Origin of the sequence: Azohydromonas lata NBRC 102462 (genome assembly GCF_001571085.1) — a bacterium.
Taxonomy (GTDB): domain Bacteria; phylum Pseudomonadota; class Gammaproteobacteria; order Burkholderiales; family Burkholderiaceae_C; genus Azohydromonas; species Azohydromonas lata.
On record NZ_BCTC01000004.1, the window covers coordinates 38,439 to 61,177 of the forward strand.

The following is a 22,739-nucleotide window of genomic DNA, read 5'->3' on the forward strand; positions in this document are numbered from 1 at the left end:
AACCAATACCTCTCCCCGTCATGCCCGCGAAAGCGGGCATCCACGCACGCCGGGCTGCAGCCCGGTACGCGTGGACAGCCGCCTGCGCGGGTGTGACGGGTTCGCCATCAGTGGCGGAAGTGGCGCGTGCCGGTGAAGACCATGGCGATGCCGCGCTCGTCGGCGGCGGCGATCACCTCGTCGTCGCGCACGCTGCCGCCGGGCTGGATCACGCAGCCCGCGCCCGCGTCCACCACCACGTCCAGCCCGTCACGGAACGGGAAGAAGGCGTCGCTGGCCACGGCCGAGCCCTGCAGCGTCAGCTTGGCGTTCTCGGCCTTGATGCTGGCGATGCGCGCGCTGTCGATGCGGCTCATCTGGCCCGCGCCCACGCCCAGCGTCATGCCGTTGCCGCAGAACACGATGGCGTTGCTCTTGACGAACTTGGCCACCTTCCAGGCGAAGAGCAGGTCCTGCATCTGCTGCTCGGAAGGCTGCAGCTTGGTCACGACCTTGAGGTCGGCCGGGTCGAAGTCGCGGTTGTCGGCGGTCTGCAGCAGCAGCCCGGAACCCACGCGCTTGGCGTCCATCAGGTTCAAGCCCTGGTCCCAGGCGGTGGCGCCGCCCGGGGGCAGCTCGATGTGCAGCAGCCGGGTGTTGACCTTGCTGGCGAACACGGTGCGGGCTTCTTCCGTGAAGCCCGGGGCGATCAGCACTTCCACGAACTGCTTGGCCACCAGCTCCGCGCCGGCCTTATCCAGCGGGCGGTTGAAGGCGATGATGCCGCCGAAGGCCGAGGTCGGGTCGGTCTGGAAGGCCTTGCTGTAGGCCTCGGCGACGCTGGCGCCCACGGCCACGCCGCAGGGGTTGGCGTGCTTCACGATCACGCAGGCCGGCACCTCACTGAAGCTCTTGACGCACTCCCAGGCGGCGTCGGCGTCGGCGATGTTGTTGTACGAGAGCTCCTTGCCCTGCAGTTGCTTGGCCGTGGCCAGCGAGCCGGGGGCGGGGAAGAGGTCGCGGTAGAAGGCGGCCTGCTGGTGCGAGTTCTCGCCGTAGCGCAGGTCCTGGATCTTCACGAAGCGGCCGTTGCTCTGGCCCGGGAACAGGTTTTTCGCGGGCTGCTCGCCTTCGGCACCCAACTCCAGGGAAGACAGGTAGTCGCTGATGGCGCCGTCGTACTGGGCGATGCGATTGAAGGCTTCGACGGAGAGCTTGAAGCGCGTGGCGCGGCTGACCTTGCCGTCGGCCTGGAGCTCGGCGAGCACTTGGGCGTACTGGCCGGCGTCGGTGAGCACGGCCACGTCGTTCCAGTTCTTGGCGGCGGAGCGCACCATGGCCGGGCCGCCGATGTCGATGTTCTCGATGGCGTCTTCCAGCGTGCAGCCGGGCTTGGCGACGGTCGCCTCGAACGGGTAGAGGTTGACCACCAGCAGCTCGATCGTCTCGATGCCGTGCTCCTGCAGCGCCGCCATGTGCGCCGGCACGTCGCGGCGGGCCAGCAGGCCGCCGTGCACGCGCGGGTGCAGCGTCTTGACGCGGCCGTCCAGCATCTCGGGGAAGCCGGTGACCTCGGCCACCTCGGTGACGGGCAGGCCGGCGTCGGCCAGCAGCTTGGCGGTGCCGCCGGTGGACAGCAGCTTCACGCCGGCGCCGTGCAGTTCGCGGGCGAACTCGACGATGCCGGTCTTGTCGGAGACGGAAATCAGTGCGGTGGTCATGGGTTGCGGGCTTTGTTGAATCGGTGTGTGAGGGGGCGCCGCAGGCGTCGGCGCGGGCGGTAGGTCAGTCGGCCGAGGAGGGCGCCGTGCCCAGCAGCTGGTGCTCGACCAGCTTGCGCCGCAGGGTGTTGCGGTTGATCCCCAGCCACTCGGCGGCCTTGCTCTGGTTGCCGGCGGCGTGCTGCATCACCACCTCCAGCAGCGGCTTTTCGACGATGGCGATGATCATTTCGTGGACGGAGTGGGGCTGAGCGCCGTCGAGGTCCCGGAAGTACTCTTCCAGGCTCTCGCGCACGCAGGCCTCTATCTGTTGCTTGCTCATGCGGTGAGTTCGAGTCTTTCGTCGTTGGCGGCAAGCGGCAACCGTTCGTGGTGCTGGGCGAGCTCGTCGAACCAGTCGCCCACGGCCAGCAGCTGCTGCTCGCAGCTTTCGATGAGGTTCATGCGGGCGCGGAAGTCCTCCCCGCCGGGCAGGGCGCGCACGGCCCAGCCGATGTGCTTGCGTGCGCTGCGCACGCCGCTGTATTCGCCGTAGAGGCCGTAGTGGTCCTGCAGGTGCTCCAGCAGCCAGCCGCGCACCTCGCGCACGGTGGGCGGCGCCAGCAGCTCGCCCGTGGCCAGGAAGTGCGCCACCTCGCGGAAGATCCACGGCCGCCCCTGCGCGGCGCGGCCGATCATGAGCGCGTCGGCCCGCGTGTGCTCCAGCACCTGCCTGGCCTTTTGCGGCGAATCGATGTCGCCGTTGGCCACCACCGGAATGCCCAGCGCCGCCTTGACCGCGGCCACCGTGTCGTACTCGGCCTGGCCCTTGTAGCCCTGCTCGCGGGTGCGGCCATGCACGGTGAGCAGGGCGATGCCGGCGCTCTCGGCCGCGCGCGCCAGGCGCAGCGCGTTCTTCTCGGCCGCGCACCAGCCGGTGCGCATCTTCAGCGTCACGGGCACGCCGCGCGGGGCGCAGGCGGCCACGACGGCCTCGACGATGCGCAGGGCCAGCGGCTCGTCCTGCATCAGCGCCGAGCCGGCCCACACGTTGCACACCTTCTTGGCCGGGCAGCCCATGTTGATGTCTATGACCTGGGCGCCGCGGTCGATGTTGTAGAGCGCGGCCTCGGCCATCTGCGCCGGGTCCACGCCGGCGATCTGCACGGCGATGGGCTCCACCTCGCCGGCGTGGTCGGCGCGGCGCGAGGTCTTGAGCGAATTCCACAGCTCCCGCTTGGAGGTGACCATCTCGCTGACCGCGTAGCCCGCCCCCAGCCGCTTGCACAACTGGCGGAAAGGCCGGTCGGTCACCCCTGCCATGGGGGCGACAAACAGCGTATTCGGCAGCGCGATCGCTCCGAGTTTCATGGGTCAGGCGGGGGGGTGTGCTGAAAAAGGAGGCAGGAGTATAGCGGTGGCGCCTGCCCGGTCCGCCGCCGCGCGCCGTGTGCCCGCACGGGGCCGCGGCCCGGGAGGCGCCCGGGCGCTGCCGATAATGGGCCGATGGAAGCGTGGATGACCTTGGTTTTGCAGGCGCTGGCCCTGCCGGAATTCGGCCTGAGCACGGTGTTCATCGTGGCGCTGGTGTCGGCCACGCTGCTGCCGCTGGGCTCGGAGCCGGCGGTGTTCGGCCTGGTCAAGCTGGACCCGGCGCTGTTCTGGCCCGCGGTGCTGGTGGCCACGGCCGGCAACACGCTGGGCGGGGCCATCAGCTGGTGGATGGGCTATGGCGCCGAGATCGTGGTGGAGCACGCCCGCCACAAGCCCACCGAGCACCGCGTGCTGGGCTGGCTGGAGCGCTTCGGCCCAAAGGCCTGCCTCTTGAGCTGGCTGCCGGTGGTGGGCGACCCGCTGTGCGCCGTGGCCGGCTGGCTCAAGCTGCCGTTCTGGCCCTGCATGCTCTACATGGCGATTGGGAAATTCGGCCGCTACCTGGTGATGACGTCGGCGCTGCTGTGGTGGTTTCCGGGGCGGTTCACGCCCTGAGCGGGATGCGCCCGGCGGCGGGCCGGGCATTTTGACCACGCCCATGGGGCTCAAGCTCCCGGGAGCTTGGCAGCGATGTCCCATGGCGCCGCCGTCGCCATTCGCTTTGCAAGGGCTGGATACCGAGCGGCGCACGCTGCGCCTGCGCTGGGATGAGCCGCATCAGAAGGCCTTCGCCGCGCTGCTGCCGCAGCGCGCCGCGCTCACCGAGGGCCTGTGCGAACCCACCGAGGCGCGCATCACCTGCCTGAGCACCGACGGGCGGCTGCCGCTGCAGGCGTTGCTGGGCGAGCCCTTTGGGCTGCAACTGGTGACCGACCGGGGCGAGCTGCGCACGTTCCCGTTGCTGGTGACGCAGGTGTCGCTGGGCCCGTGCGACGGCAGCCTCACGGTGGTGCACCTGGTTGGGCGCGATGCCATGTCCCTCATGGCCGAGCGCCGGCGGCTGCGTTGCTTCGAGCACATGACCTTGCCGCAGGTGGTCGACCACGTGCTGGCGCAGTGGTGCGCGCAGGGCCTGGGCCGCTGCTTCACGCATGCATGGCTGGGCCTGGATTTCGAGCGGCACGCCCAGAGCGGCCGCCATGGCTTCATCCAGCACCCCGACGAATCCGACAGCGGTTTCGTGCAGCGGCTGTTGCGCACCGCGGGCATCGCCTGGTTCTGGCGGCCTTGCCCGGCCGACCTGCGTGCGCAGGGGCTCCCGCGCCAGGAACTGGTGCTGTTCGAGGCGGCGCATGCCCTGGTGGCGGCGCCGCAGGGCAGTTCCGGGAGCGCCATGGGCTCAACGGCAGCACCCATGGGCGCGTGAGGCTGTACTGCTGCCCGCACGACCAGGTCATCCGTGCTGAGCCTGGGCGTGGCGCGCCAAGGCGACCGCTGCACGTGCCGCTCAAGGGGCACGGCGGCTGCGTCATCGCCGAGGGCGACCCGGCCGTGCTCATCAACGGCCGCCCGGTGGCCTTTGAAGGCCACAAGACCTCCTGCGGTGCAACGCTGCTCTCCACGGCGCCGGGCAGCGGGCGGGAATGAGCCGTCGGCGATCGAGGCGGGCGTGACCCGCTCCAGGGCGCTGCACTGGTGCGCGTTCACGCAGGTGCCGGCGCTGCTGCGGTGGTTTGCGGGGCGGGGCATGCCTTGAGAGGGCGCCAGAGCCCATGGCTTGATCCGGCCGCGATGCAATCCCGTACCCTGGCGCCATGAGCGCCGCCACCCCCACCGTCACTTCCAAGACCCTTTCCTACGACGCCCTGGCCACGGCGAACCGCCGCATCTACCGGCTGGAGCACTTGCAGTCCATGGCCGGCTGGGACCAGGCCGCCGTGATGCCGCCCAAGGGCAGCGAGGCCCGCGCCGCGGCGCTGGCCGAGCTCGCCACACTGGTGCACGGGCTGCGCTGCGACCCGTCGCGCAGCGAGCTGATCGCCCGCGCCGAGCAGGAGCCGCTGGACGCCGAGCAGCGCGCCAACCTGCGCGAAATCCGCCGCGAGTTCGACCTGGCCACCGCACTGCCGGCCGAGCTGGTGCAAGCGCGCCAGATCGCCGGCTCGCGCTGCGAGCACGCCTGGCGCCGCCAGCGCCCGGCCAACGACTGGCCCGGCTTCGCCGAGAACCTGCGCGAGGTGGTGCGCATCGCGCGGCAAGAGGCCGAGCTGCTGTCGCAGCACCTGGGCTGCTCGCGCTATGACGCGCTCATGCAGCGCTACGAGCCCGGCATGAGCAACGCCGAGCTGCAGCGCCTCTTCGGCGACCTGCAAGGCTGGCTGCCGGCGCTGGTGGCGCGCGTGCGCGACAAGCAGTCCAGCGAGCCCGTGCTGCAGCCGCAGGGGCCCTTCGACGTGGCCGTGCAGCGGCTGCTGTGCGAGCGCGTGATGCGGCTGCTGGGCTTCGACTTCGAGGGCGGGCGGCTGGACGTGAGCGCGCACCCCTTCTCCGGCGGCGTACCGGAGGACGTGCGGCTGACCACGCGCTACCGCGAGGACGAGTTCCTCACCAGCCTGATGGGCACCATCCACGAAACCGGCCACGGCCGCTACGAGCAGAACCTGCCGCGCCCCTGGCTGGGTCAGCCCATGGCACAGGCGCGCTCCATGGCCATCCACGAAAGCCAGAGCCTGAGCTTCGAGATGCAGCTCGGCCGCCACCCGGGTTTCGTCGGCCTCATCGCGCCCTGGCTGGCGCAGGCGTTCGGCGCTCAGCCGGCGCTGGAGGCTGAAAACCTGCAGCGGCTGGTGACGCGCGTGGAGCCGGGCTTCATACGCGTGGATGCCGACGAGCTGACCTACCCGGCGCATGTGCTGCTGCGCTGGCGCATAGAGCACGCGCTGATGGAGGGCGACATCGAGGTGGCCGACATCCCGGCGTTGTGGGACGAGCAGATGCAGCAGCTCCTGGGCGTGGACACCCGCGGCAACTACCGCGACGGCCCCATGCAGGACGTGCACTGGACGGACGGCTCCTTCGGCTACTTCCCCTGCTACACGCTGGGCGCCATGTACGCCGCGCAGTGGTTCGCCGCGCTGCGCGCGGCGCGGCCGCAGTTGGACGAGGACATCGCCCGCGGCGACTTCGAGCCCATCTTCGGCTGGTTGCGCGAAAACGTGTGGCTGTCCGCCAGCCGCTGGACCACGGCCGAGCTCACGCAGCGCGCCAGCGGCACCCAACTGGACCCGGTGCACCTGCGCCGCCACCTGGACCGGCGCTACCTGGGTGCCTGAAGCTCGCTGCCGGATTTAACGCGGCAATTACCGGGGCACCACTGGCAATTTTCCAATGGCTCGATAACAATTTGAAAACCGCGATGGATGGGTCTTTTCCCGATGACGGGAGAGGGCGCCGCTGGTTGGGTTGTCTAGGCATGCCGCTGGCGGCGGGGCAGCGCGGATTCAAATGGTGAACGTGTGGCCGTGTTGCTGCCCAGGCAATCGCTGAATCGAACCAGGAGGCCGTCGCATGGAAAAATTTTTCTTGTCGCCGCAGGAGCGCCTGCATATCGAACGGGGAGGCCACGTGCTGATGGTTGAGGAGATTGACGGGGCACGCTGGCAGGTGCTGTCAATATCCTTGGCAGAGACAGAAATCGTGCCCGCCAAGCCCGGTTCGGCAGCGCACGAATTGCACCGCGATGCGCAGCGTGCAGCCGTGGCCGCTGCATCCAAACTGGGTGACAAGGCGCTGGTGCGGCCCAGCCGGTACAGCTATGAAGTGGAATTTCATGTGGCTGACCGGGGGGGTGCCTGGCGCTTGCGCATGCAAAAGGACAGCCGCGACGTGGAAGAAAAACTATTCCATATGCCGCGCAACACCGACGACGAGGAAGAGGCGTTTTATGGCACGCATGACCTGGCACTGAGCGCGGGTGAGCACTGGGTGGCGGCCCAGAGGCGGTATTGAATCCCGCAGCGGCCATGTAAACCAATTCAGGATATTCCCCGGATTTGCTGCTGAGACCCGTGCCGGCGGGTCTTTTGTTTCCTCCCGCTCCGGCCGCTGCTGTGCGTGTCTTTGTATTGATTGGATTTGGCCGGCTGCAATTGTTGTGCGGCCCCGTCTGCAAGAATGTTGATTTCGTAAATGTCGCTCCGGGACGATGGTATTTAAGTTTGTGGGTGAGAAGAATATTCCAAGATATTCGGCGCTGGGAAATGAGTTATTGGCTCTCGCATCCTGGGCAGCGGTGCACTTCCACCGTCACGTGGCGCACGCCTTGTAAATGCTCCAGCCGGTGCCGGTAGTGCGCGGGCTGCAGCGGCGCATCCGCCACCACCGACGCCACCACTGACCACGCGTTGGGCCCAACCTGCCACACGTGCAGGTCGGCGAGCTTGGCGTCGCCGTCGCTTTCAATGGCCTGGCGCACCTGGGTGCGCAGCTCGGTGGAGGCGGTGGCGTCCACCAGGGCGTGGGCCGACACCTTCAACACCCCGACCGCCCAGCGCGAGATCACGGCCGCACCCAGCAGCGCCACCAGCGGGTCCAGCCAGCGCCAGCCGTACAGCAGCCCACCGCCCAGCGCGGCGATGGCCAGCACCGAGGTCACCGCGTCGGCCAGCACGTGCAGGTAGGCGGCGTTGAAGTTGTGGTCGTGATGATGGGCGTGGCCATGCGGGTGGCCCGGCGAGTGGTCGTGCGCGTGCCCATGGCCGTGGTCGTCGTGATCGTCCCCGTCATGCCCGTGGCCATGCGCGCCGGGGCTGGCGCCGCGGTGCAGCAGCCAGGCGCTGCCCAGGTTGATCAGGAGGCCTATGACGGCCACCACCATGGCCTCGCCATAGGCGATGGGGTGCGGGTTCAGCAGCGTGCTCACGCCGTCCACCACCAGCCAGGCCGACACGGCCAGCAGCAGCAGCCCGCTGGTGTAGGCGGCCAGCACCTCGATCTTCCAGCCGCCGAAGGCGTAGCGCTCGTTGCGGTGGGCGCGCTGCGCCAGGCGCGTGGCCAGCAGTGCGCCGCCCAGCGCCAGGGCGTGCGTGCCCATGTGCCAGCCGTCGGCCAGCAGCGCCAGCGACCCGCTCCAGGCCCCGGCCAGCAGCTCGGCCACCATGGTGGCCAGGGTCAGCAGCGTGACGGCCAGCAGGGCGCGCGAACGCCCCTCGGCGCCGGTGTCCTGCCAGTCGTGGCTGTGGTGGAAGGAGGAAAGGTCGTGGACGTGCTGGTGCTGCATGCCGCCATCGTAGGCAGCGGCCACGACCCCGGCGCCAGGGGCGGATTGCGCGCGGCGCGCTCAGGCGCACCCGGTGGGATGCCGGGATGCGGGCGGGCGCGCTCGGCCGGGGTTTCAGGCGTTGTGCGTGGCCCAAACGCGGCTGCTGCCGTCGCGCTGCACCAGCAGCACGTCGAAGCGCTCGCGCCGCCCGCCGTACTCGGGGCCGTCCATGCCGGGCGAGCCCACCACCATGCCCGGCACGGCCAGGCCCAGCGCGGGCACGCGCTCGCGCAGCAGGCGGCGCACGTCGGCCGCGGGCACGTGGCCTTCGAGCACGTAGCCCTCCACCAGCGCGGTGTGGCAGGAGCCGTACTTGGCGTCCAGCCCCAGCTTGGCGCGCTGCACGCCGGGGTCGGCCATCTCGAACACCTGCAGCTTGAAGCCGGCGGCCTGCATGTGCGCCGTCCAGTCCTTGCAGCAGCCGCAGGAGGGCGATTTCCACATCTGCACCGGGGTGGGCGCGTCGGCCGAGGGCGCGGCGGCGCGGGTGGCGCCGGCGCCCAGGGCCGCCAGGGCGCTCAGGCCGGCGGCGCGCAGCAGGGTGCGGCGGGCGAAGGGAGGGGTGTGCTTCATGGCGGGCAAGTGTGCGGGCGAAGGGGCGGGCGTGTCCGTGACGGATTTCAAGACGGCACGACACGGGAAACCGCCGGACCCTGGGGCAGGCCTGCCGGCGGCGGTGCCGGGCTCGCGGCTTGCCGCGGCGCACGGGGCACCCGCGCGTCAAGACCCTGGCCGGGGCTTGAACCGCGCCACCTACAATTCGCGCCGCCAAAACCGCCGTTCCTTGGCGGCCCGTCCCTGCCGTGCAGGCCTTCTCCAGCACCGAATCCGCCCATGAGCACTCCCGACCCCAGCACGCCCGACCTGTCTCACGTGGCACCGCGCGAAAAGGCCGAAATCCTGGCCCAGGCGCTGCCCTACATCCGCCAGTTCCACGGCAAGACCATCGTCATCAAGTACGGCGGCAACGCCATGACGGACCCGGCGCTGCAGCAGGACTTCGCCGAGGACGTGGTGCTGCTCAAGCTCGTGGGCCTGAACCCCGTCGTGGTGCACGGCGGCGGCCCGCAGATCGACGAGGCGCTCACCCGCGTGGGCAAGAAGGGCCAGTTCATCCAGGGCATGCGCGTGACCGACGAGGAGACGATGGAAGTCGTCGAGTGGGTGCTCGCCGGCCAGGTGCAGCAGGACATCGTGGGCCTGATCAACGCCGCCGGCGGCAAGGCCGTGGGCCTGACCGGCCGCGACGGCGGGATGATCCGCGCCCGCAAGCTCAAGATGGTCGACCGCGACGACCCCGAGAAGCTGCACGACATGGGCCAGGTCGGCGAGATCGAGAGCATCGACCCCAGCGTGGTCAAGGCGCTGCAGGACGACCAGTTCATCCCCGTCATCAGCCCCATCGGCTTCGGCAAGGAAAACGAGTCCTACAACATCAACGCCGACCTGGTGGCCGGCAAGCTCGCCGAGGTGCTGCGCGCCGAGAAGCTCGTCCTGCTCACCAACATCAAGGGCGTGCTGGACAAGGAAGGCAAGCTGCTGACGGACCTCACCGCCAAGCGCATCGAAGAGCTCTTCGCCGACGGCACCATCTCCGGCGGCATGATGCCCAAGATCGCCTCCGCCCTGGACGCGGCCAAGAACGGCGTGCACGCCGTGCACATCATCGACGGCCGCGTGCCGCACGCCATGCTGCTGGAGATCCTGACCGACCAGGCCTACGGCACCATGATCCGCTCGCACTGATGGCGGCTGTGCCGGGCGGCCCGCCGCGCGGCCGCCCCCGCGCGGCGCGCGTGTGGCTGTTCGACCTGGACAACACGCTGCACGACGCCTCGGCGTCCGTGTTCGGCGTGCTGAGCCCCGCGATGACGGACTACATGGTCCGCGAGCTGGGGCTGCCGCACGCCGAGGCCGACGCGCTGCGCCGCCGCTACTGGGCCCGCTACGGCGCCACGCTGCTTGGGCTCATACGCCACCACGGCGTCAAGCCCGCGCATTTCCTGCACCACACGCACCTGCTGCCCGGCCTGGAAGACAGGCTGCGCACGCATGCGCACGACGTGGCGGCGCTGCAACGGCTGCGCGGGCGCAAGTACATCCTCACCAACGCGCCGCGCGCCTACGCGCTGCGGGTGTTGGGCGCGCTTGGGCTGCTGGCGCTGTTCGATGGCGTGCTCACCATCGAGGACATGCGCGTCTTCGGCCACTGGCGGCCCAAGCCGGACGTGCGCATGCTGCGGCGCATTTGCGTGCGCCTGGGCGTGCCGCCCGCGCAGTGCGTGCTGGTGGAGGACACGCTGGAGCACCAGAAGGGCGCGCGCCGCCTGGGCATGGGCACGGTGTGGATGCAGCGCTGGGCGCACCGCGCCGGCCAGCGCTGCTCGGCGCGTCCGCCCTACGTGGACCGCCGCGTGCGGCGCCTGGCGGCGCTTTGCCGCTGAGCGGGGCTCAAGCCGGCTGAAGGCGACTGAAATCGGCTTTTACGCGCGGCGGCGCGCCGTAGAACGCTTGCGCCGCGACGGCAACCCGCCGTTCGCATGGTGGGAGACGAATGCGGGGGTGGGCCGGGGCTGGCCAGAATCCGCCGGTTTTCCAACCCCACGGGGACCCTGCCATGTCCGACCTCAGCGATGCCGCCGGCGCGCGCGACCTGATTCCGCCGGCCCTGGATGCACGCAAGCGCCCGCGGCCCGGCGAGCGCAAGGCGCAAATCCTGCAAGCGCTGGCGGCCATGCTGGAGCAGCCCGGCAGCGAGCGCGTGACCACCGCGGCGCTGGCGGCGCGGCTGTCCATCAGCGAGGCGGCGCTCTACCGCCACTTCGTGAGCAAGGCGCAGATGCTGGAGGCGCTGATCGAGTTCATAGAGACCAGCGTGTTCACGGCGCTGGAGCCGTCGGCGGGCCACGCCGCCGGCAGCGACGGCGACGCGCAGGCCCGCCGTGCGCTGGCGGTGCTGCTGCAGTTCGCCGAGCGCCATCCGGGCATGGCGCGCCTGATGGCCGGCGACGCGCTGGCGCACGAGGACGAGCGCCTCAACGCCCGCATGAACGCCTTCTTCGAGCGGCTGGAGGGCCATGTGCGCCAGCACCTGCGCGCCGCGGCGCAGGAGGCCGGATCGGCCTCGCCCACGGCCGACGCGCAGGTGCAGGCCTCGGCGCTGTGCGCCTTCGCCCTTGGGCGGCTGCAGCGCTTCGCGCGCTCTTCCTTCCAGCGCGCCCCCACCGAACACCTGGAGGCCGTGCTGGCGCTGGTGCTGCGCTGAAGGCGGCACCATGCCGCCATGGGCCCTGGCGGTGAATCGATCGAAACGCAAGAAATCTGGGTGGAGCGCGGTGGCGAGCGGCTGAGGCTGCTGGCCGAACGCGCGCTGTGGTGGCCCGCGCAGCAGGCGCTGCTGGTGGCGGATGCGCACTTCGGCAAGGCGGCGAGCTTTCGCCGCTTGGGCGTGCCGGTGCCCCAGGGGACAACGGGGCACAACCTCGATGTGCTGACCCGGTTGGCCGCGCGCCACGGCGCCCGGCGGCTGCTGGTGCTGGGCGATTTCCTGCACTCGGTGCACGCGCATGCCGTCGAAACGCTCTCGGCGCTGTCGGCCTGGCGCGAGGCGCACGCGGCGCTGGACATCACGCTGGTGCGCGGCAACCACGACGACCGTGCGGGCGACCCGCCGCCGTCGCTGGGCATCACGGTGGTGGACGAGCCTTTGCGCCTGGACGGCCTGGCGCTGTGCCACCACCCGCGGCCGGTGAGCGGCGCCTACGCGCTGGCCGGTCACCTGCATCCGTGCATCACGGTCGGCCGCGGCTTCGAGCGGCTGCGGCTGCCGTGCTTTCACTTCACGGCCGAGGTCGGCGTGCTGCCGGCTTTCGGGGCCTTCACCGGCATGCATCCGGTGCGGGTGGCGAGGGGGGACGAGGTGTATGCGGTGGCGGGGGAGGTCGTCAGGCGCGTGTAGCCGCGGCCCGGCGGCGTCCGCCCCGTCACCGGAAGGCCACGGAGCCCTGGCTACACTGCGCAGCCTTGCAAAACCCGCGTCGTCCGTCTTTCCCGCCATGCCTGATTTCGATTCGCTGATCGCGCGCGCCGAGGCGCTGTTGAGCCGCCTGGAGGCGGTGCTGCCGCAGCCGCTGGCCGCGCCGGACTGGGCGGCGTCCGTGGCCTTCCGCTACCGCCGCCGCCGTGGCGCCGGGGTGCTGGAGCCGGTGCGCCACGTCGCGGGCATTCGCCTGTCCGACCTCAAGGAAGTCGAGCCGCAAAAGGACAAGCTGCTGCGCAACACCGCGCAGTTCGTGGCCGGCAAGCCCGCCAACAACGCGCTGCTCACGGGCGCGCGCGGCACGGGCAAGAGCTCGCTGGTGAAAGCCTGCCTCAACGAGTTCGCGCCGCAGGGCCTGCGCCTCATCGAGGTGGACAAGGCCGACATGGTGGACCTGCCGGACCTGGTGGAGCTGGTCGCCTCGCGCGCCGAGCGCTTCATCATCTACTGCGACGACCTGAGCTTCGACGAGGGCGAGCCGGGCTACAAGGCGCTGAAATCCATCCTGGACGGCTCCGTGGCCCAGGCCAGCGACAACGTGCTGATCTACGCCACCAGCAACCGCCGCCACCTGCTGCCCGAGTACATGAAGGAAAACCTCACGTACACGCACACGGCCGATGGCGAGGTGCATCCGGGCGAGGTGGTGGAAGAAAAGATTTCCCTCTCCGAGCGCTTTGGCCTGTGGGTGAGCTTCTATCCCTTCAGCCAGGGCGAGTTCCTGGCCATCGTGGCGCAGTGGCTGCGCAACCTGGGCGTGCCGCAGGACCAGATTCCGGCCGCCCAGAAGGCCTCGCTGGTGTGGGCGCTGGAGCGCGGCTCGCGCTCCGGCCGCGTCGCTTACCAGTTCGCCCGCGATTGGGCCGGCCGCGCCCATGGCGACGACCTGGCCCCGGCGCCGGCCGTGGCCGACGACGAGCCGCCGCAGGGGCTGGACCATGTCTGAGGTGGTGCGCGCCCCGGCGCTGCAAGGCCGCACGCCCGTGGACGTGGCCGTGGGCGTGCTCATCGAGCGCGACGCCGCCGGGCGGGAAGGGCGCTTCCTGCTCACCAGCCGGCCGCAGGGCAAGGTCTACGCCGGGCATTGGGAATTCCCGGGCGGCAAGCTCGAAGCCGGCGAGAGCGTCGAGGAGGCGCTGCGGCGGGAACTGCACGAGGAGTTGGGGATCGACATAGACGTCGCCGCCGTGCAGCGCTGGAAGGAAGAAATGTTCGATTACCCGCACGCGCTGGTGAGGCTGCACTTTTGCAAGGTGTTCGCCTGGCGCGGCGAGTTCGAGATGCGCGAGGCGCAGCAGATGGCCTGGCAGACGCTGCCGGTGCAGGTGCGGCCCGTGCTGCCGGGCACCATCCCGGTGCTGGAGTGGTTCGCGCAGGAGCGCGGCCACGCCGGCCCCACCCATATTGACTGAGTACACTGAAACGATGGATTGGCTGGATGAAGTGAAGTGGGACCGCGACGGTCTCGTGCCCGCGATCGCACAGGAAGCGTCCAGCGGCGACGTGCTGATGGTGGCGTGGATGAACCGCGAGTCGCTGGCGCTCACGCTGCAGCGCGGCGAGGCCGTTTACTGGAGCCGCTCCCGGGGCCGCCTCTGGCACAAGGGCGAGGAGTCGGGCCACGTGCAGCAGGTGCACGAGATCCGCCTGGATTGCGACGCCGACGTGGTGCTGCTCAAGGTGACGCAGCGCGGGCACGAGCCCGGCATCGCCTGCCACACCGGGCGCCACTCCTGCTTCTACCGCCGGCTGGACAAGGACAGCGGCGCCTGGAGCCCGGTGGACCCGGTGCTCAAGGACCCGGAGAGCATCTACAAATGAGCGAAGAACAAACGAGCCCCTTCGGCGACGCGGTGCTGTCGCGGCTGGCCGAGGTGATCGAATCGCGCCTGCCCGCCAACGGCGGCGACCCGGCCAAGAGCTACGTCGCCAAGCTCTCGGCCAAGGGCCTGGACGCCGTGCTCAAGAAGGTGGGCGAGGAGGCCGTGGAAGTCGTGATGGCCGCCAAGGACGGCGCCCGCGACAAGGTCATCTACGAGGTGGCGGACCTGTGGTTCCACAGCCTGGTGGCGCTGGCCCAGTTCGGCCTGCACCCGTCGGACGTGCTGGCCGAGCTGGCGCGGCGCGAGGGGCTGTCGGGGCTGGAAGAGTTCGCCCAGCGCACTCAAAACAAGGGCTGAACCCCAGCCCGCGGGAGAAACGCCATGGCCACGCCGCCGATGCTGCCGCCTGACAACGAGCCCGCCTGGGAGCGCGAGCGCCATCTGCGCACGATTGGCCAGATCAGCTACGCGCTGCACGCCATCGTGGCCGTGGGCGCGGTGCTGCCGGCCTTCCAGCCCAGCGTGCTGCTGCTGGTGGCAGCCTTCATCCTGGACCTAGTGAAGCGGGACGACGCGCTGGGCAGCTGGCAGGAGTCGCACTTCCGCTGGCGCATACGCAGCGTGCTGTGGGCCGCGGGACTGTACCTGCTCACGGCGCCGCTGTGGCTGCTGTTCGTCGCCCCGGGCTGGATCGCCTGGGGCCTGGTCTCCATCTGGTTCCTCTACCGCGTGGTGCGCGGCTGGCTGTCTCTCAACGAGCGCCGCGCCATGCCTGACTGAACATCCACAACGACGACGCCCGCCCATGAGCACCGACCCCAACTGCATCTTCTGCAAGATCGCCGCCGGCCAGATCCCGTCGCGCAAGGTCTACGAGGACGACGACTTCATCGCCTTCCACGACATCAACCCCTGGGCGCCGGTGCACATCCTGCTGGTGCCCAAGCAGCACCTCCCGTCCATGGTCGAGGTCGGTCCGGAGCACGCGGCGCTGCTGGGCAAGATGATGTCCACGGGCCCGCGCCTCATGCGCGAGCTGGGCGTGACCAACGGCTTTCGCACCATCGTCAACACCGGCGCCGACGGCGGCCAGGAGGTTGGGCACCTGCACATCCACTTCATCGGCGGCCCCCGTCCGTGGTCCAAGGGGTGAAATAAATGCAGCGGCCGCCGTGGCGGCCATGCCCGGGCGGGGAAAGCTGTCATGCGGCGCACCCTAGAATCCCGGGATTGAACAAGGAGTTCCGAACATGGGTTCTTTCAGCATCTGGCATTGGCTGATCGTGCTGCTGGTGGTGGTGCTGATCTTTGGCACCAAGAAGCTCAAGAATTTGGGCTCTGACCTGGGTGGCGCGGTCAAGGGTTTCAAGGACGGCATGAAGGGCGGCATGGATTCGGAGACGCCCGCTCCTCCGCAGCAAGTGACCATCAACAAGTCCACCGATCCGAACACGGTGGACGTCGAGGCCAAGACCAAGTCCTGAGGCCGGCCGCGGGATGATCGACTTCGGTTTCGACAAGCTGGCGCTCATCGGGGCGGTGGCGCTCATCGTCATCGGCCCCGAGAAGCTGCCGCGCGTGGCGCGCACGGTGGGCCACCTCGTGGGCAAGGCGCAGCGCTATGTGGCTGACGTCAAGGCCGAGGTCAACCGCTCCATCGAGCTCGATGAACTCAAAAAAATGAAGACGCAGTTCGAGGATGCGGCACGCAACGTCGAACAAAGCGTGAACCAGGAGCTGCACGACACCACGCGTGACCTGCAGCAAAGCTGGCAGGACTCGGGCTTCGGCGCCGGCACGGCGAGCGAATCGTCCGGCCTGGAGCCGCCGCCGCTGAGCTACCAGCCGCCGCGCAAGAACTGGCGGCTCAAGCGCGGCGCCATGCCGCTTTGGTACAAGCAGCGCAACGGCGTGCGCACCCGCGCGCAGTCCGGCGCGGCACGGGTGGCGCGTTTCCGTCCGCCGCGTGCATCCTCATGAGCGGCCAGACGCCCAAGGACGAACTTGAGGGCACCGAGCAGCCGTTCGTCGAACACCTGGTCGAGCTGCGCGACCGTCTGATCAAGGCCCTGCTGGCCGTCGGCGTGGTCTTCGCCGTGCTGGCCGTCTACCCTGGCCCGGCCGGGCTGTACGACCTGCTGGCCGCGCCGCTGGTGGCCAACCTGCCGCAGGGCGCGACGCTGATCGCCACCAGCGTCATCTCGCCCTTCCTGGTGCCGCTCAAGATCACGCTGATGGCGGCCTTCCTGGTCGCGTTGCCCGTGGTGCTCTACCAGGTCTGGGCCTTCGTGGCCCCGGGCCTGTACTCGCACGAAAAGCGCCTGGTGCTGCCGCTGGTGGTGGCCAGCACGGTGCTGTTCGCCTCCGGGGTGGCGTTCTGCTACTTCTTCGTGTTCGGCCAGGTGTTCAAGTTCATTCAGAGCTTTGCGCCCAAGAGCATCACGGCGGCGCCGGACATCGAGGCCTACCTCAGCTTCGTGCTGACCATGTTCATCGCCTTCGGCGCCGCCTTCGAGGTGCCGGTGGCCGTGGTGCTGCTGACGCGCATGGGCGTGGTGACGATCGACCAGCTCAAGGCCTGGCGCGGCTACTTCATCGTGGTGGCCTTCATCGTCGCCGCCGTGATCACGCCGCCGGACGTGGTCTCGCAGCTCTCGCTGGCGCTGCCCATGTGCCTGCTCTACGAGCTGGGCCTGTGGTCCGCCAAGATCTTCATCCGTGCCACCAAGGCGCCGGATGAGGAAGAGGCCGGCAGCAGCGACAAGACGGCCTGAGGCGCCTCCCGGCGCTCCGCTCACTGCTCGCGCTGCCCCGGCTTGGGCCGCTGGCCCACGGTGAGCTTGATGTCCAGCGCTTCGTTGCCGCGCTGCACGCCGATGACGGCGTCGCTGCGCGGCTTGAGCTCGGCCACCGCGCCCAACAGCTGGGCGGTGTTGGCCACAGGGCGGCCGCCGACTTTGGTCACCACGTCGCCGGGCTTCATGCCGGCGCGGCCGGCCGGGCCGTTCTGAAGCACGCCGGAGATCAGCACGCCTTCGCGCACGGGCAAATTGAAACTCTGGACGAATTCCGGCGTGAGGTTTTGCGGCTCCACGCCAATCCAGCCGCGCGTGACCTGGCCGTCGCGGATCAGGCTCTCCATGACCTGCCGCGCCGTGTCGGCCGGGATGGCGAAGCCAATGCCCAAGCTGCCGCCGCTGCGCGAAAAAATGGCCGTGTTGATGCCCACGAGCTGCCCGCGCGCATCCACCAGCGCGCCGCCGGAGTTGCCGGGGTTGATGGCGGCGTCGGTCTGGATGAAGTTCTCGAAGGTATTGATGCCCAACTGGTTGCGGCCCAGCGCGCTGACGATGCCGGAAGTGACCGTCTGGCCCACGCCGAAGGGATTGCCTATGGCCAGCACCACGTCGCCCACCTGCAGCGCCTCGGTGGTGCCGAAAGTGATGGCGGGCAGGCGCGGCAGGTCGATCTTGAGCACGGCCACGTCGGTTTCCGGGTCGCTGCCCACCAGGCGGGCCTGGGCTTGGCGGCCGTCGGCGAGCTGCACCTCGATGTCGTCGGCGTCTTCGATGACGTGGTTGTTGGTCAGCAGGTAGCCGCCGCTGGAGACGATGACAGCCGAGCCCAGCCCTTTTTGCGGTTGCGAGGGGCCCTGGCCGTCGCGGAAGAAGAAGCGGAACCACGGGTCTTCGGCATGCGGGTTGCCGCGCACGGCACCTTTGCGGGCCACGACGCTGACCACCGTGGGCGCGGCCACGCGGGCCGCGGCGCTGTAGCCCACGCCGGCCGGTGCCGACGCGCCCGGCGCCGGAGGCGAGGCGCTGGAAATCGCCACGACTTCAGGCATGGCCTGGCCCGGCGCGCGCTGCAGCCACTGCGGCTTGAGCGTGGACACCACGAACAGCAGCGCGACGGCCACCGTCACGGCCTGCGAGAAAATCAGCCAGGTTCTGCGCATGAAAGGAAGCGGGCTATGGGCAGCGTGACGCGTGCCGAGATGGAGCAATACCTGAACCAGGCGCTGGCGGCGGACCGCTTCAAGGATTATGGGCCGAACGGCCTGCAGGTCGAGGGGCGGGCGACGGTGCGGCGGCTGGTCTCCGGCGTGACGGCCAGCCGCGCGCTGATAGAGGCGGCCATTGCCGAGGGGGCCGACGCCCTCCTGGTGCACCACGGCCTGTTCTGGCGTGGCCAGGACGGGCGGCTGACGGGCTGGCTGGCCGAGCGCGTGCGGCTGCTCATGCGCCACGACATCAGCCTCTTCGCCTACCACCTGCCGCTGGACGCCCACGCCGAGCTAGGCAACAACGCGCGGTTGGGCCTGCAGTTGGGCTTGGCGGCGGACGCGCGCTTCGGCGAGCAGGACCTGGGTTTCATTGGCGACGGCCAGGGGCTGGCGCTGCCGGCGCTGGCCGAGCGCGTGCAGCAGCGCCTGGGCCGCGTGCCGCTGGTGCTGCACGGCGACGGCCGCGCGCTGCGGCGCATCGCCTGGTGCACGGGCGGCGCGCAGGGCTGGTTCGAGGCCGCCATCGCCGCCGGCGCCGACGCTTACATCACCGGCGAGGTGTCCGAGCCCCAGGCCCACCTGGCGCGCGAGACGGGCGTGGCCTTCCTCGCCTGCGGCCACCACGCCACCGAGCGCTACGGCGCCCCGGCACTGGCCGCGCACGTGGCCGAGCGCTTTGGCCTGGAGCACCGCTTCATAGACATCGAGAACCCGGCTTGAAACACGACATGCAAACCCATCCGCCGCAGGCGCAGCAACCCCTGCTCGTGACCATGGGCGACCCGGCCGGCATAGGCCCGGAGATCGTGCTGCGCGCCCTCATGCGCGAGGACGCACCTGCCGCGCTGGTGCTGGGCTGCCCTCAGGCGCTGCGCCGCGCCTCGGCGCTGCTCGGCGAATCCGCCTGGCCCATGGCCGTGCTGGAGTCGCCGGCCGACCTCGTGGCCTGCCCGCCGCGCTGCATTCCCGTGTGGGCGCCGCCGGGTCTGCCTGAAGGCCTGGAATCGCTGCCCTGGGGCCAGGTGGACGAGCGCGCCGGCCGCGCCGCGGCCGTGTGCATAGAAGCCGCGGTGCGGCTGCTGCAGCAGGGCACGGGCCGCGCCATCGTCACCGCGCCCATTCACAAGGAGGCGCTGTCCGCCGCCGGCGTGCCTTTCCCGGGTCACACCGAGATGCTGCAGGCGCTGGCCGCGCCGCCCGGGGGCGAGCCGCCGCCGGTGCGCATGATGCTGGCCAACGAGGAGCTCAAGGTGGTGCTGGTCACCATCCACATGGCGCTGCGCCGCGCGCTGGAGGTGCTGGATTTCGAGGGTGTGCTCTCCACCATCCGCATCGCTCACCAGGCGGCCGCGGCCTGGGGCCAGGCGGCGCCGCGCATCGCCGTGGCGGGCCTGAACCCGCACGCGGGCGAGGGCGGCCTGTTCGGCGACGAGGAGAAGCGCTACATCGCCCCGGCCGTGCAGGCCGCGCGCGATGAAGGCATCGACGCCCGCGGGCCCTTCGCGCCGGACACGGTGTTCATGCGCGCGCGCCACGCGCCGCCGCGGCACCCGGGCGAGTTCGACTTGGTGGTGGCCATGACGCACGACCACGGCCTGATCCCGGTGAAGTACCTGGGGGTGGAGGAGGGCGTCAACGTCACGTTGGGCTTGCCCTTCGTGCGCACCAGCCCGGACCACGGCACGGCCTTCGACATCGCCGGCCGTGGCGTGGCCGACGACGCCAGCCTGCGCGCGGCGCTGCGCATGGCGCTGGCGCTCAGCGCCAGCGCGGGCTGAGCGCCCGCGGGCCCGGGTTTACTGGGCCGGCGGCTGGGTTTGCCGCAGCGCGTCGCGGATTTCGCGCAGCAGCACGATGTCCTCGGGCGCGGCGTCCGGCGTCGTGGCCGGCGGCGGCGCGGGTTCCTCGCGGCGCAGCCGGTTGATCTGCTTGACCATCAAAAAGATCACGAAGGCCAGGATCATGAAATTCAGCGCCACCGTGATGAAAGTGCCGTAGGCAAACAGCGGCACACCGGCTTTGGTCAGCGCGTCGTAAGTCATTGGGCCGCTGTAGCCCGGCGGCGGATCGGCCAGGCGGATGAAGTAATTCGAGAAATCCAGCCCGCCGACGAGCCGTCCCACCAGCGGCATGATCAGGTCCTTGACCACCGAATCGACGATGCGCTGAAACGCCGCGCCGATGATCACGCCGACTGCCAGGTCGACCACGTTGCCTTTCATTGCAAAGGCTTTGAATTCAGAAAAGAAACTCATCCTCCGGTCCTTTCTAGGGGTTTTCTCCAAGTTTGTAGCGCCGCGCAGACAGGCGGCGACCAGGAGTATTGGCTTAGTTTGATGGAGGTCAAATACCGCAGGCGTGAGTAATTCTCTCGCTGGGGAGCGTCAGCCATTCGAAAGGCTTCCTGTCAATCCTTCCCCGCTAGAATCTAGGGTTGCCCCTGAATCCGGAAAAGTTCCTGAGGAAGCTATGACAAAGCCTGAAGTCGACCAAGGCCGCCGCACCTGGGTGGCGATTGCCTGTGGCGCGGGTGCCGTGGGTGGCGTGGCCGCAGCCGTGCCGTTCGTGAGCACCTTCACGCCCTCCGAGCGAGCCAAGGCCGCTGGTGCCGCCGTCGAGGCGGACATCAGTGCGCTCAAGCCCGGCGAAAAAATGACCGTGGAATGGCGCGGCAAGCCGGTGTGGATCGTCAAGCGCACTCCGGAACAACTGGCCGGCCTGAAGAAGACCGATGCCCAGGTGGTGGACCCGAACTCCCAGCGCAAGCCCGCCGAGCTCACGCCCGAGTACGCGCGCAACGAGCACCGCTCGATCAAGGAGGACATCTTGGTCGTGGTGGGCATCTGCTCGCACCTGGGCTGCTCGCCCAGCGACAAATTCCAGGCCGGCGCGCAGCCCTCGCTGCCGGACGATTGGCAAGGCGGCTTCCTGTGCCCCTGCCACGGCTCGACCTTCGACATGGCGGGTCGCGTCTTCAAGAACAAGCCCGCTCCCGACAACCTCGAAGTGCCGCCGCACATGTACCTGTCGGACACCAAGCTGTTGATCGGCGAGGACAAGAAGGCCTGATTTCCAGGTTCCCGGAGAACACCTCATGGCTGAATTCAAGACCTTACCCGCCGATGCGCCGGTCGCCCAGAAGCTGCTGAACTGGGTCGACAACCGCTTTCCGGCTTCCAAGCTCTACAAAGAGCACATGTCGGAGTATTACGCTCCGAAGAATTTCAACTTCTGGTACATCTTTGGCTCGCTGGCGCTGCTGGTGCTGGTGATCCAGATCGTCACCGGCATTTTCCTGGTGATGCACTACAAGCCGGACGCGAACGTTGCCTTCGCATCCGTCGAGTACATCATGCGCGACGTGCCCTGGGGCTGGCTGGTGCGCTACATGCACTCCACCGGCGCCTCGGCCTTCTTCGTCGTGGTCTACCTGCACATGTTCCGTGGCCTGCTCTACGGTTCGTACCGCAAGCCGCGCGAGCTGGTGTGGATCTTCGGCTGCGCCATCTTCCTGTGCCTGATGGCCGAAGCCTTCATGGGCTACCTGCTGCCCTGGGGCCAGATGAGCTACTGGGGCGCGCAGGTGATCGTGAACCTGTTCGCCGCCGTGCCCTTCGTCGGCCCGGACCTGGCGCTGCTGATCCGCGGCGACTACGTCGTGTCGGATGCCACGCTCAACCGCTTCTTCAGCTTCCACGTCATTGCCGTGCCGCTGGTGCTGCTGGGCCTGGTGGTGGCGCACATCATTGCGCTGCATGAAGTGGGCTCCAACAACCCCGACGGCGTGGAAATCAAGGCCAAGAAGGGCGCCGACGGCCACCCGCTGGACGGCATCCCCTTCCACCCGTACTACACGGTGCACGACATCTTCGGCGTGAGCATGTTCCTCATGGCCTTCAGCGCCGTGCTGTTCTTCATGCCTGAGTTTGGCGGCTACTTCCTGGAGTACAACAACTTCATCCCGGCCGACCCGCTCAAGACGCCTCCGCACATTGCCCCGGTGTGGTACTTCACGCCGTTCTACTCGATGCTGCGCGCAACGACCGACGTGATGGTCAACGTGCTGTCCGTGATCGTGGGCCTGGCCGCCGTGCTGGCCGTGCTCAAGGGCAAGCTGCCGGGCAAGGCCAAGCTGGGCGTGCTGGTGGGCGCCGTGGTGGCCGTGGTCCTGCTCAAGACCTTCGACGCCAAGTTCTGGGGCGTGGTGGTGATGGGCGGCGCCGTGATCATCCTGTTCTTCCTGCCCTGGCTGGACTGCAGCCCGGCCAAGTCGATCCGCTACCGTCCGAGCTGGCACAAGTACCTGTATGCCGTGTTCGTGGTCTTCTTCGTGGTGCTGGCCTACCTGGGCATCCAGCCGCCGTCGGAGATCGGCACCCTCGTGGCGCAGGTGGGCACGCTGTTCTACTTCGGCTTCTTCCTGCTGATGCCGTGGTGGAGCCGTGTGGGCGAATTCAAGCCGGTGCCTGATCGCGTCGTGTTCAAGGCGCATTGAGGC

General features: G+C 69.3%; 28 protein-coding genes and 1 pseudogene. 22 read left to right on the forward strand and 7 right to left on the reverse strand.

Annotated elements, in window-relative coordinates; translation table 11 throughout:
* Window positions 1-107 precede the first annotated feature (107 nt).
* The 3 genes from purH to dusB all read right to left on the reverse strand — a co-directional run bounded on the left by purH (window position 108) and on the right by dusB (window position 3,050).
* A complete protein-coding gene (gene purH, locus ALA01S_RS02725) occupies window positions 108-1,700 on the reverse strand; it encodes a bifunctional phosphoribosylaminoimidazolecarboxamide formyltransferase/IMP cyclohydrolase (protein ID WP_066331706.1) in 1,593 nt (530 codons plus the stop codon).
* A gap of 64 nt (window positions 1,701-1,764) precedes the next feature.
* Complete coding sequence (locus ALA01S_RS02730) at window positions 1,765-2,022, reverse strand: Fis family transcriptional regulator (protein ID WP_066331710.1); 258 nt, start codon at window positions 2,020-2,022, stop codon at window positions 1,765-1,767.
* The gene (dusB, locus tag ALA01S_RS02735) at window positions 2,019-3,050 is read right to left on the reverse strand and encodes a tRNA dihydrouridine synthase DusB (protein WP_066331718.1); all 1,032 of its coding nucleotides are present in this window, start codon (window positions 3,048-3,050) and stop codon (window positions 2,019-2,021) included. The genes ALA01S_RS02730 and dusB overlap by 4 nt, the downstream gene beginning before the upstream one ends.
* A 135-nt stretch (window positions 3,051-3,185) precedes the next feature.
* Between dusB and ALA01S_RS02740 the strand changes: the two genes are divergently transcribed.
* From ALA01S_RS02740 to ALA01S_RS02760, 5 genes and pseudogenes are all read left to right on the forward strand, one after another.
* Window positions 3,186-3,668, forward strand: a complete 483-nt coding sequence (locus ALA01S_RS02740) for a YqaA family protein (protein WP_066331721.1) — start codon at window positions 3,186-3,188, stop codon at window positions 3,666-3,668.
* Between the two features lie 82 nt (window positions 3,669-3,750).
* Window positions 3,751-4,479 (forward strand): contractile injection system protein, VgrG/Pvc8 family, encoded by a 729-nt coding sequence (locus tag ALA01S_RS02745; RefSeq protein ID WP_066331723.1) that lies wholly within the window; start codon window positions 3,751-3,753, stop codon window positions 4,477-4,479.
* Between the two features lie 48 nt (window positions 4,480-4,527).
* Window positions 4,528-4,700: pseudogene (locus ALA01S_RS02750) on the forward strand (PAAR domain-containing protein); the annotation flags it as partial.
* Window positions 4,701-4,867: 167 nt separating this feature from the next.
* The gene (locus ALA01S_RS02755; protein WP_066331724.1) at window positions 4,868-6,385 is read left to right on the forward strand and encodes a carboxypeptidase M32; all 1,518 of its coding nucleotides are present in this window, start codon (window positions 4,868-4,870) and stop codon (window positions 6,383-6,385) included.
* A gap of 235 nt (window positions 6,386-6,620) precedes the next feature.
* Window positions 6,621-7,061, forward strand: coding sequence for a hypothetical protein (locus tag ALA01S_RS02760; protein ID WP_066331728.1), 441 nt, complete (start codon window positions 6,621-6,623; stop codon window positions 7,059-7,061).
* 256 nt (window positions 7,062-7,317) lie between these two features.
* Here the strand turns inward: ALA01S_RS02760 and dmeF are convergent, their stop codons facing one another.
* Both dmeF and ALA01S_RS02770 read right to left on the reverse strand, forming a co-directional pair.
* The gene (gene dmeF / locus ALA01S_RS02765) at window positions 7,318-8,355 is read right to left on the reverse strand and encodes a CDF family Co(II)/Ni(II) efflux transporter DmeF (RefSeq protein ID WP_238455672.1); all 1,038 of its coding nucleotides are present in this window, start codon (window positions 8,353-8,355) and stop codon (window positions 7,318-7,320) included.
* Between the two features lie 90 nt (window positions 8,356-8,445).
* Window positions 8,446-8,946 (reverse strand): DUF411 domain-containing protein, encoded by a 501-nt coding sequence (locus ALA01S_RS02770; RefSeq protein ID WP_066331734.1) that lies wholly within the window; start codon window positions 8,944-8,946, stop codon window positions 8,446-8,448.
* Window positions 8,947-9,207: 261 nt separating this feature from the next.
* Between ALA01S_RS02770 and argB the strand changes: the two genes are divergently transcribed.
* The 13 genes from argB (at window position 9,208) to tatC (ending at window position 17,009) form a co-directional block, all read left to right on the forward strand.
* The gene (gene argB / locus ALA01S_RS02775) at window positions 9,208-10,119 is read left to right on the forward strand and encodes an acetylglutamate kinase (protein WP_066331736.1); all 912 of its coding nucleotides are present in this window, start codon (window positions 9,208-9,210) and stop codon (window positions 10,117-10,119) included.
* Complete coding sequence (locus ALA01S_RS02780; RefSeq protein ID WP_066331738.1) at window positions 10,119-10,817, forward strand: pyrimidine 5'-nucleotidase; 699 nt, start codon at window positions 10,119-10,121, stop codon at window positions 10,815-10,817. Before argB ends, ALA01S_RS02780 begins: the two co-directional genes overlap by 1 nt.
* A gap of 173 nt (window positions 10,818-10,990) precedes the next feature.
* Window positions 10,991-11,638, forward strand: coding sequence for a nucleoid occlusion factor SlmA (gene slmA / locus ALA01S_RS02785; RefSeq protein ID WP_066331741.1), 648 nt, complete (start codon window positions 10,991-10,993; stop codon window positions 11,636-11,638).
* Window positions 11,639-11,656: 18 nt separating this feature from the next.
* Window positions 11,657-12,331 (forward strand): ligase-associated DNA damage response endonuclease PdeM, encoded by a 675-nt coding sequence (gene pdeM / locus ALA01S_RS02790; protein ID WP_066331751.1) that lies wholly within the window; start codon window positions 11,657-11,659, stop codon window positions 12,329-12,331.
* A 97-nt stretch (window positions 12,332-12,428) separates the two neighbouring features.
* On the forward strand, window positions 12,429-13,358 hold the full coding sequence (locus ALA01S_RS02795) for an ATP-binding protein (RefSeq protein WP_066331754.1): 930 nt from the start codon (window positions 12,429-12,431) through the stop codon (window positions 13,356-13,358).
* Window positions 13,351-13,824 carry an NUDIX domain-containing protein gene (locus tag ALA01S_RS02800; protein ID WP_066331755.1) on the forward strand — a complete coding sequence of 158 codons (474 nt, stop codon included), beginning with the start codon at window positions 13,351-13,353 and terminating at the stop codon, window positions 13,822-13,824. Before ALA01S_RS02795 ends, ALA01S_RS02800 begins: the two co-directional genes overlap by 8 nt.
* Before the next feature lie 13 nt (window positions 13,825-13,837).
* Window positions 13,838-14,233, forward strand: a complete 396-nt coding sequence (gene hisI, locus ALA01S_RS02805) for a phosphoribosyl-AMP cyclohydrolase (RefSeq protein WP_066331756.1) — start codon at window positions 13,838-13,840, stop codon at window positions 14,231-14,233.
* Entirely contained in the window at window positions 14,230-14,592 is a 363-nt protein-coding gene (locus ALA01S_RS02810; protein ID WP_066331758.1) for a phosphoribosyl-ATP diphosphatase, read from the forward strand. Before hisI ends, ALA01S_RS02810 begins: the two co-directional genes overlap by 4 nt.
* A gap of 24 nt (window positions 14,593-14,616) precedes the next feature.
* The gene (locus tag ALA01S_RS02815) at window positions 14,617-15,015 is read left to right on the forward strand and encodes a DUF4870 family protein (RefSeq protein WP_066331761.1); all 399 of its coding nucleotides are present in this window, start codon (window positions 14,617-14,619) and stop codon (window positions 15,013-15,015) included.
* Between the two features lie 25 nt (window positions 15,016-15,040).
* Window positions 15,041-15,388, forward strand: coding sequence for a histidine triad nucleotide-binding protein (locus tag ALA01S_RS02820; RefSeq protein WP_066331763.1), 348 nt, complete (start codon window positions 15,041-15,043; stop codon window positions 15,386-15,388).
* 97 nt (window positions 15,389-15,485) lie between these two features.
* Window positions 15,486-15,719: a Sec-independent protein translocase subunit TatA gene (gene tatA / locus ALA01S_RS02825; RefSeq protein WP_066331765.1), complete on the forward strand. Its 234-nt coding sequence runs from the start codon at window positions 15,486-15,488 to the stop codon at window positions 15,717-15,719.
* 13 nt (window positions 15,720-15,732) lie between these two features.
* Entirely contained in the window at window positions 15,733-16,215 is a 483-nt protein-coding gene (gene tatB / locus ALA01S_RS02830; protein WP_066331773.1) for a Sec-independent protein translocase protein TatB, read from the forward strand.
* A complete protein-coding gene (gene tatC / locus ALA01S_RS02835; protein ID WP_066331776.1) occupies window positions 16,212-17,009 on the forward strand; it encodes a twin-arginine translocase subunit TatC in 798 nt (265 codons plus the stop codon). Before tatB ends, tatC begins: the two co-directional genes overlap by 4 nt.
* Window positions 17,010-17,029: 20 nt before the next feature.
* Here tatC and ALA01S_RS02840 read toward each other — a convergent pair whose 3' ends face one another.
* Window positions 17,030-18,193, reverse strand: coding sequence for a trypsin-like peptidase domain-containing protein (locus ALA01S_RS02840; RefSeq protein ID WP_066331779.1), 1,164 nt, complete (start codon window positions 18,191-18,193; stop codon window positions 17,030-17,032).
* Between the two features lie 15 nt (window positions 18,194-18,208).
* On the opposite strand from ALA01S_RS02840, the gene ALA01S_RS02845 reads away from it, so the two are divergent.
* Together ALA01S_RS02845 and pdxA are read left to right on the forward strand one after the other, a co-directional pair.
* Window positions 18,209-18,961, forward strand: coding sequence for a Nif3-like dinuclear metal center hexameric protein (locus ALA01S_RS02845; protein WP_169805838.1), 753 nt, complete (start codon window positions 18,209-18,211; stop codon window positions 18,959-18,961).
* Window positions 18,962-18,969: 8 nt separating this feature from the next.
* On the forward strand, window positions 18,970-20,019 hold the full coding sequence (gene pdxA / locus ALA01S_RS02850) for a 4-hydroxythreonine-4-phosphate dehydrogenase PdxA (RefSeq protein WP_066331782.1): 1,050 nt from the start codon (window positions 18,970-18,972) through the stop codon (window positions 20,017-20,019).
* Between the two features lie 18 nt (window positions 20,020-20,037).
* On the opposite strand, the gene mscL is transcribed toward pdxA, so the two are convergent.
* A complete protein-coding gene (mscL, locus tag ALA01S_RS02855; RefSeq protein ID WP_066331784.1) occupies window positions 20,038-20,496 on the reverse strand; it encodes a large conductance mechanosensitive channel protein MscL in 459 nt (152 codons plus the stop codon).
* A 214-nt stretch (window positions 20,497-20,710) separates the two neighbouring features.
* Here mscL and petA point away from each other — a divergent pair, with 214 nt between their 5' ends.
* Both petA and ALA01S_RS02865 read left to right on the forward strand, forming a co-directional pair.
* The gene (gene petA / locus ALA01S_RS02860) at window positions 20,711-21,310 is read left to right on the forward strand and encodes a ubiquinol-cytochrome c reductase iron-sulfur subunit (protein WP_066331787.1); all 600 of its coding nucleotides are present in this window, start codon (window positions 20,711-20,713) and stop codon (window positions 21,308-21,310) included.
* Between the two features lie 25 nt (window positions 21,311-21,335).
* Complete coding sequence (locus ALA01S_RS02865) at window positions 21,336-22,736, forward strand: cytochrome b (RefSeq protein WP_066331790.1); 1,401 nt, start codon at window positions 21,336-21,338, stop codon at window positions 22,734-22,736.
* The last annotated feature ends 3 nt before the right edge of the window (window positions 22,737-22,739 follow it).

Coding starts and splice junctions, on each gene's coding strand:
- purH (WP_066331706.1), bottom strand. CDS start 1,700: ATGACCACCGCACTGATTTCCGTCTCCGACAAGACCGGCATCGTCGAG.
- ALA01S_RS02730 (WP_066331710.1), bottom strand. CDS start 2,022: ATGAGCAAGCAACAGATAGAGGCCTGCGTGCGCGAGAGCCTGGAAGAG.
- dusB (WP_066331718.1), bottom strand. CDS start 3,050: ATGAAACTCGGAGCGATCGCGCTGCCGAATACGCTGTTTGTCGCCCCC.
- ALA01S_RS02740 (WP_066331721.1), top strand. CDS start 3,186: ATGGAAGCGTGGATGACCTTGGTTTTGCAGGCGCTGGCCCTGCCGGAA.
- ALA01S_RS02745 (WP_066331723.1), top strand. CDS start 3,751: ATGGCGCCGCCGTCGCCATTCGCTTTGCAAGGGCTGGATACCGAGCGG.
- ALA01S_RS02755 (WP_066331724.1), top strand. CDS start 4,868: ATGAGCGCCGCCACCCCCACCGTCACTTCCAAGACCCTTTCCTACGAC.
- ALA01S_RS02760 (WP_066331728.1), top strand. CDS start 6,621: ATGGAAAAATTTTTCTTGTCGCCGCAGGAGCGCCTGCATATCGAACGG.
- ALA01S_RS02770 (WP_066331734.1), bottom strand. CDS start 8,946: ATGAAGCACACCCCTCCCTTCGCCCGCCGCACCCTGCTGCGCGCCGCC.
- argB (WP_066331736.1), top strand. CDS start 9,208: ATGAGCACTCCCGACCCCAGCACGCCCGACCTGTCTCACGTGGCACCG.
- ALA01S_RS02780 (WP_066331738.1), top strand. CDS start 10,119: ATGGCGGCTGTGCCGGGCGGCCCGCCGCGCGGCCGCCCCCGCGCGGCG.
- slmA (WP_066331741.1), top strand. CDS start 10,991: ATGTCCGACCTCAGCGATGCCGCCGGCGCGCGCGACCTGATTCCGCCG.
- pdeM (WP_066331751.1), top strand. CDS start 11,657: ATGGGCCCTGGCGGTGAATCGATCGAAACGCAAGAAATCTGGGTGGAG.
- ALA01S_RS02795 (WP_066331754.1), top strand. CDS start 12,429: ATGCCTGATTTCGATTCGCTGATCGCGCGCGCCGAGGCGCTGTTGAGC.
- ALA01S_RS02800 (WP_066331755.1), top strand. CDS start 13,351: ATGTCTGAGGTGGTGCGCGCCCCGGCGCTGCAAGGCCGCACGCCCGTG.
- hisI (WP_066331756.1), top strand. CDS start 13,838: ATGGATTGGCTGGATGAAGTGAAGTGGGACCGCGACGGTCTCGTGCCC.
- ALA01S_RS02810 (WP_066331758.1), top strand. CDS start 14,230: ATGAGCGAAGAACAAACGAGCCCCTTCGGCGACGCGGTGCTGTCGCGG.
- ALA01S_RS02815 (WP_066331761.1), top strand. CDS start 14,617: ATGGCCACGCCGCCGATGCTGCCGCCTGACAACGAGCCCGCCTGGGAG.
- ALA01S_RS02820 (WP_066331763.1), top strand. CDS start 15,041: ATGAGCACCGACCCCAACTGCATCTTCTGCAAGATCGCCGCCGGCCAG.
- tatA (WP_066331765.1), top strand. CDS start 15,486: ATGGGTTCTTTCAGCATCTGGCATTGGCTGATCGTGCTGCTGGTGGTG.
- tatB (WP_066331773.1), top strand. CDS start 15,733: ATGATCGACTTCGGTTTCGACAAGCTGGCGCTCATCGGGGCGGTGGCG.
- tatC (WP_066331776.1), top strand. CDS start 16,212: ATGAGCGGCCAGACGCCCAAGGACGAACTTGAGGGCACCGAGCAGCCG.
- ALA01S_RS02840 (WP_066331779.1), bottom strand. CDS start 18,193: ATGCGCAGAACCTGGCTGATTTTCTCGCAGGCCGTGACGGTGGCCGTC.
- ALA01S_RS02845 (WP_169805838.1), top strand. CDS start 18,209: ATGGGCAGCGTGACGCGTGCCGAGATGGAGCAATACCTGAACCAGGCG.
- pdxA (WP_066331782.1), top strand. CDS start 18,970: ATGCAAACCCATCCGCCGCAGGCGCAGCAACCCCTGCTCGTGACCATG.
- mscL (WP_066331784.1), bottom strand. CDS start 20,496: ATGAGTTTCTTTTCTGAATTCAAAGCCTTTGCAATGAAAGGCAACGTG.
- petA (WP_066331787.1), top strand. CDS start 20,711: ATGACAAAGCCTGAAGTCGACCAAGGCCGCCGCACCTGGGTGGCGATT.
- ALA01S_RS02865 (WP_066331790.1), top strand. CDS start 21,336: ATGGCTGAATTCAAGACCTTACCCGCCGATGCGCCGGTCGCCCAGAAG.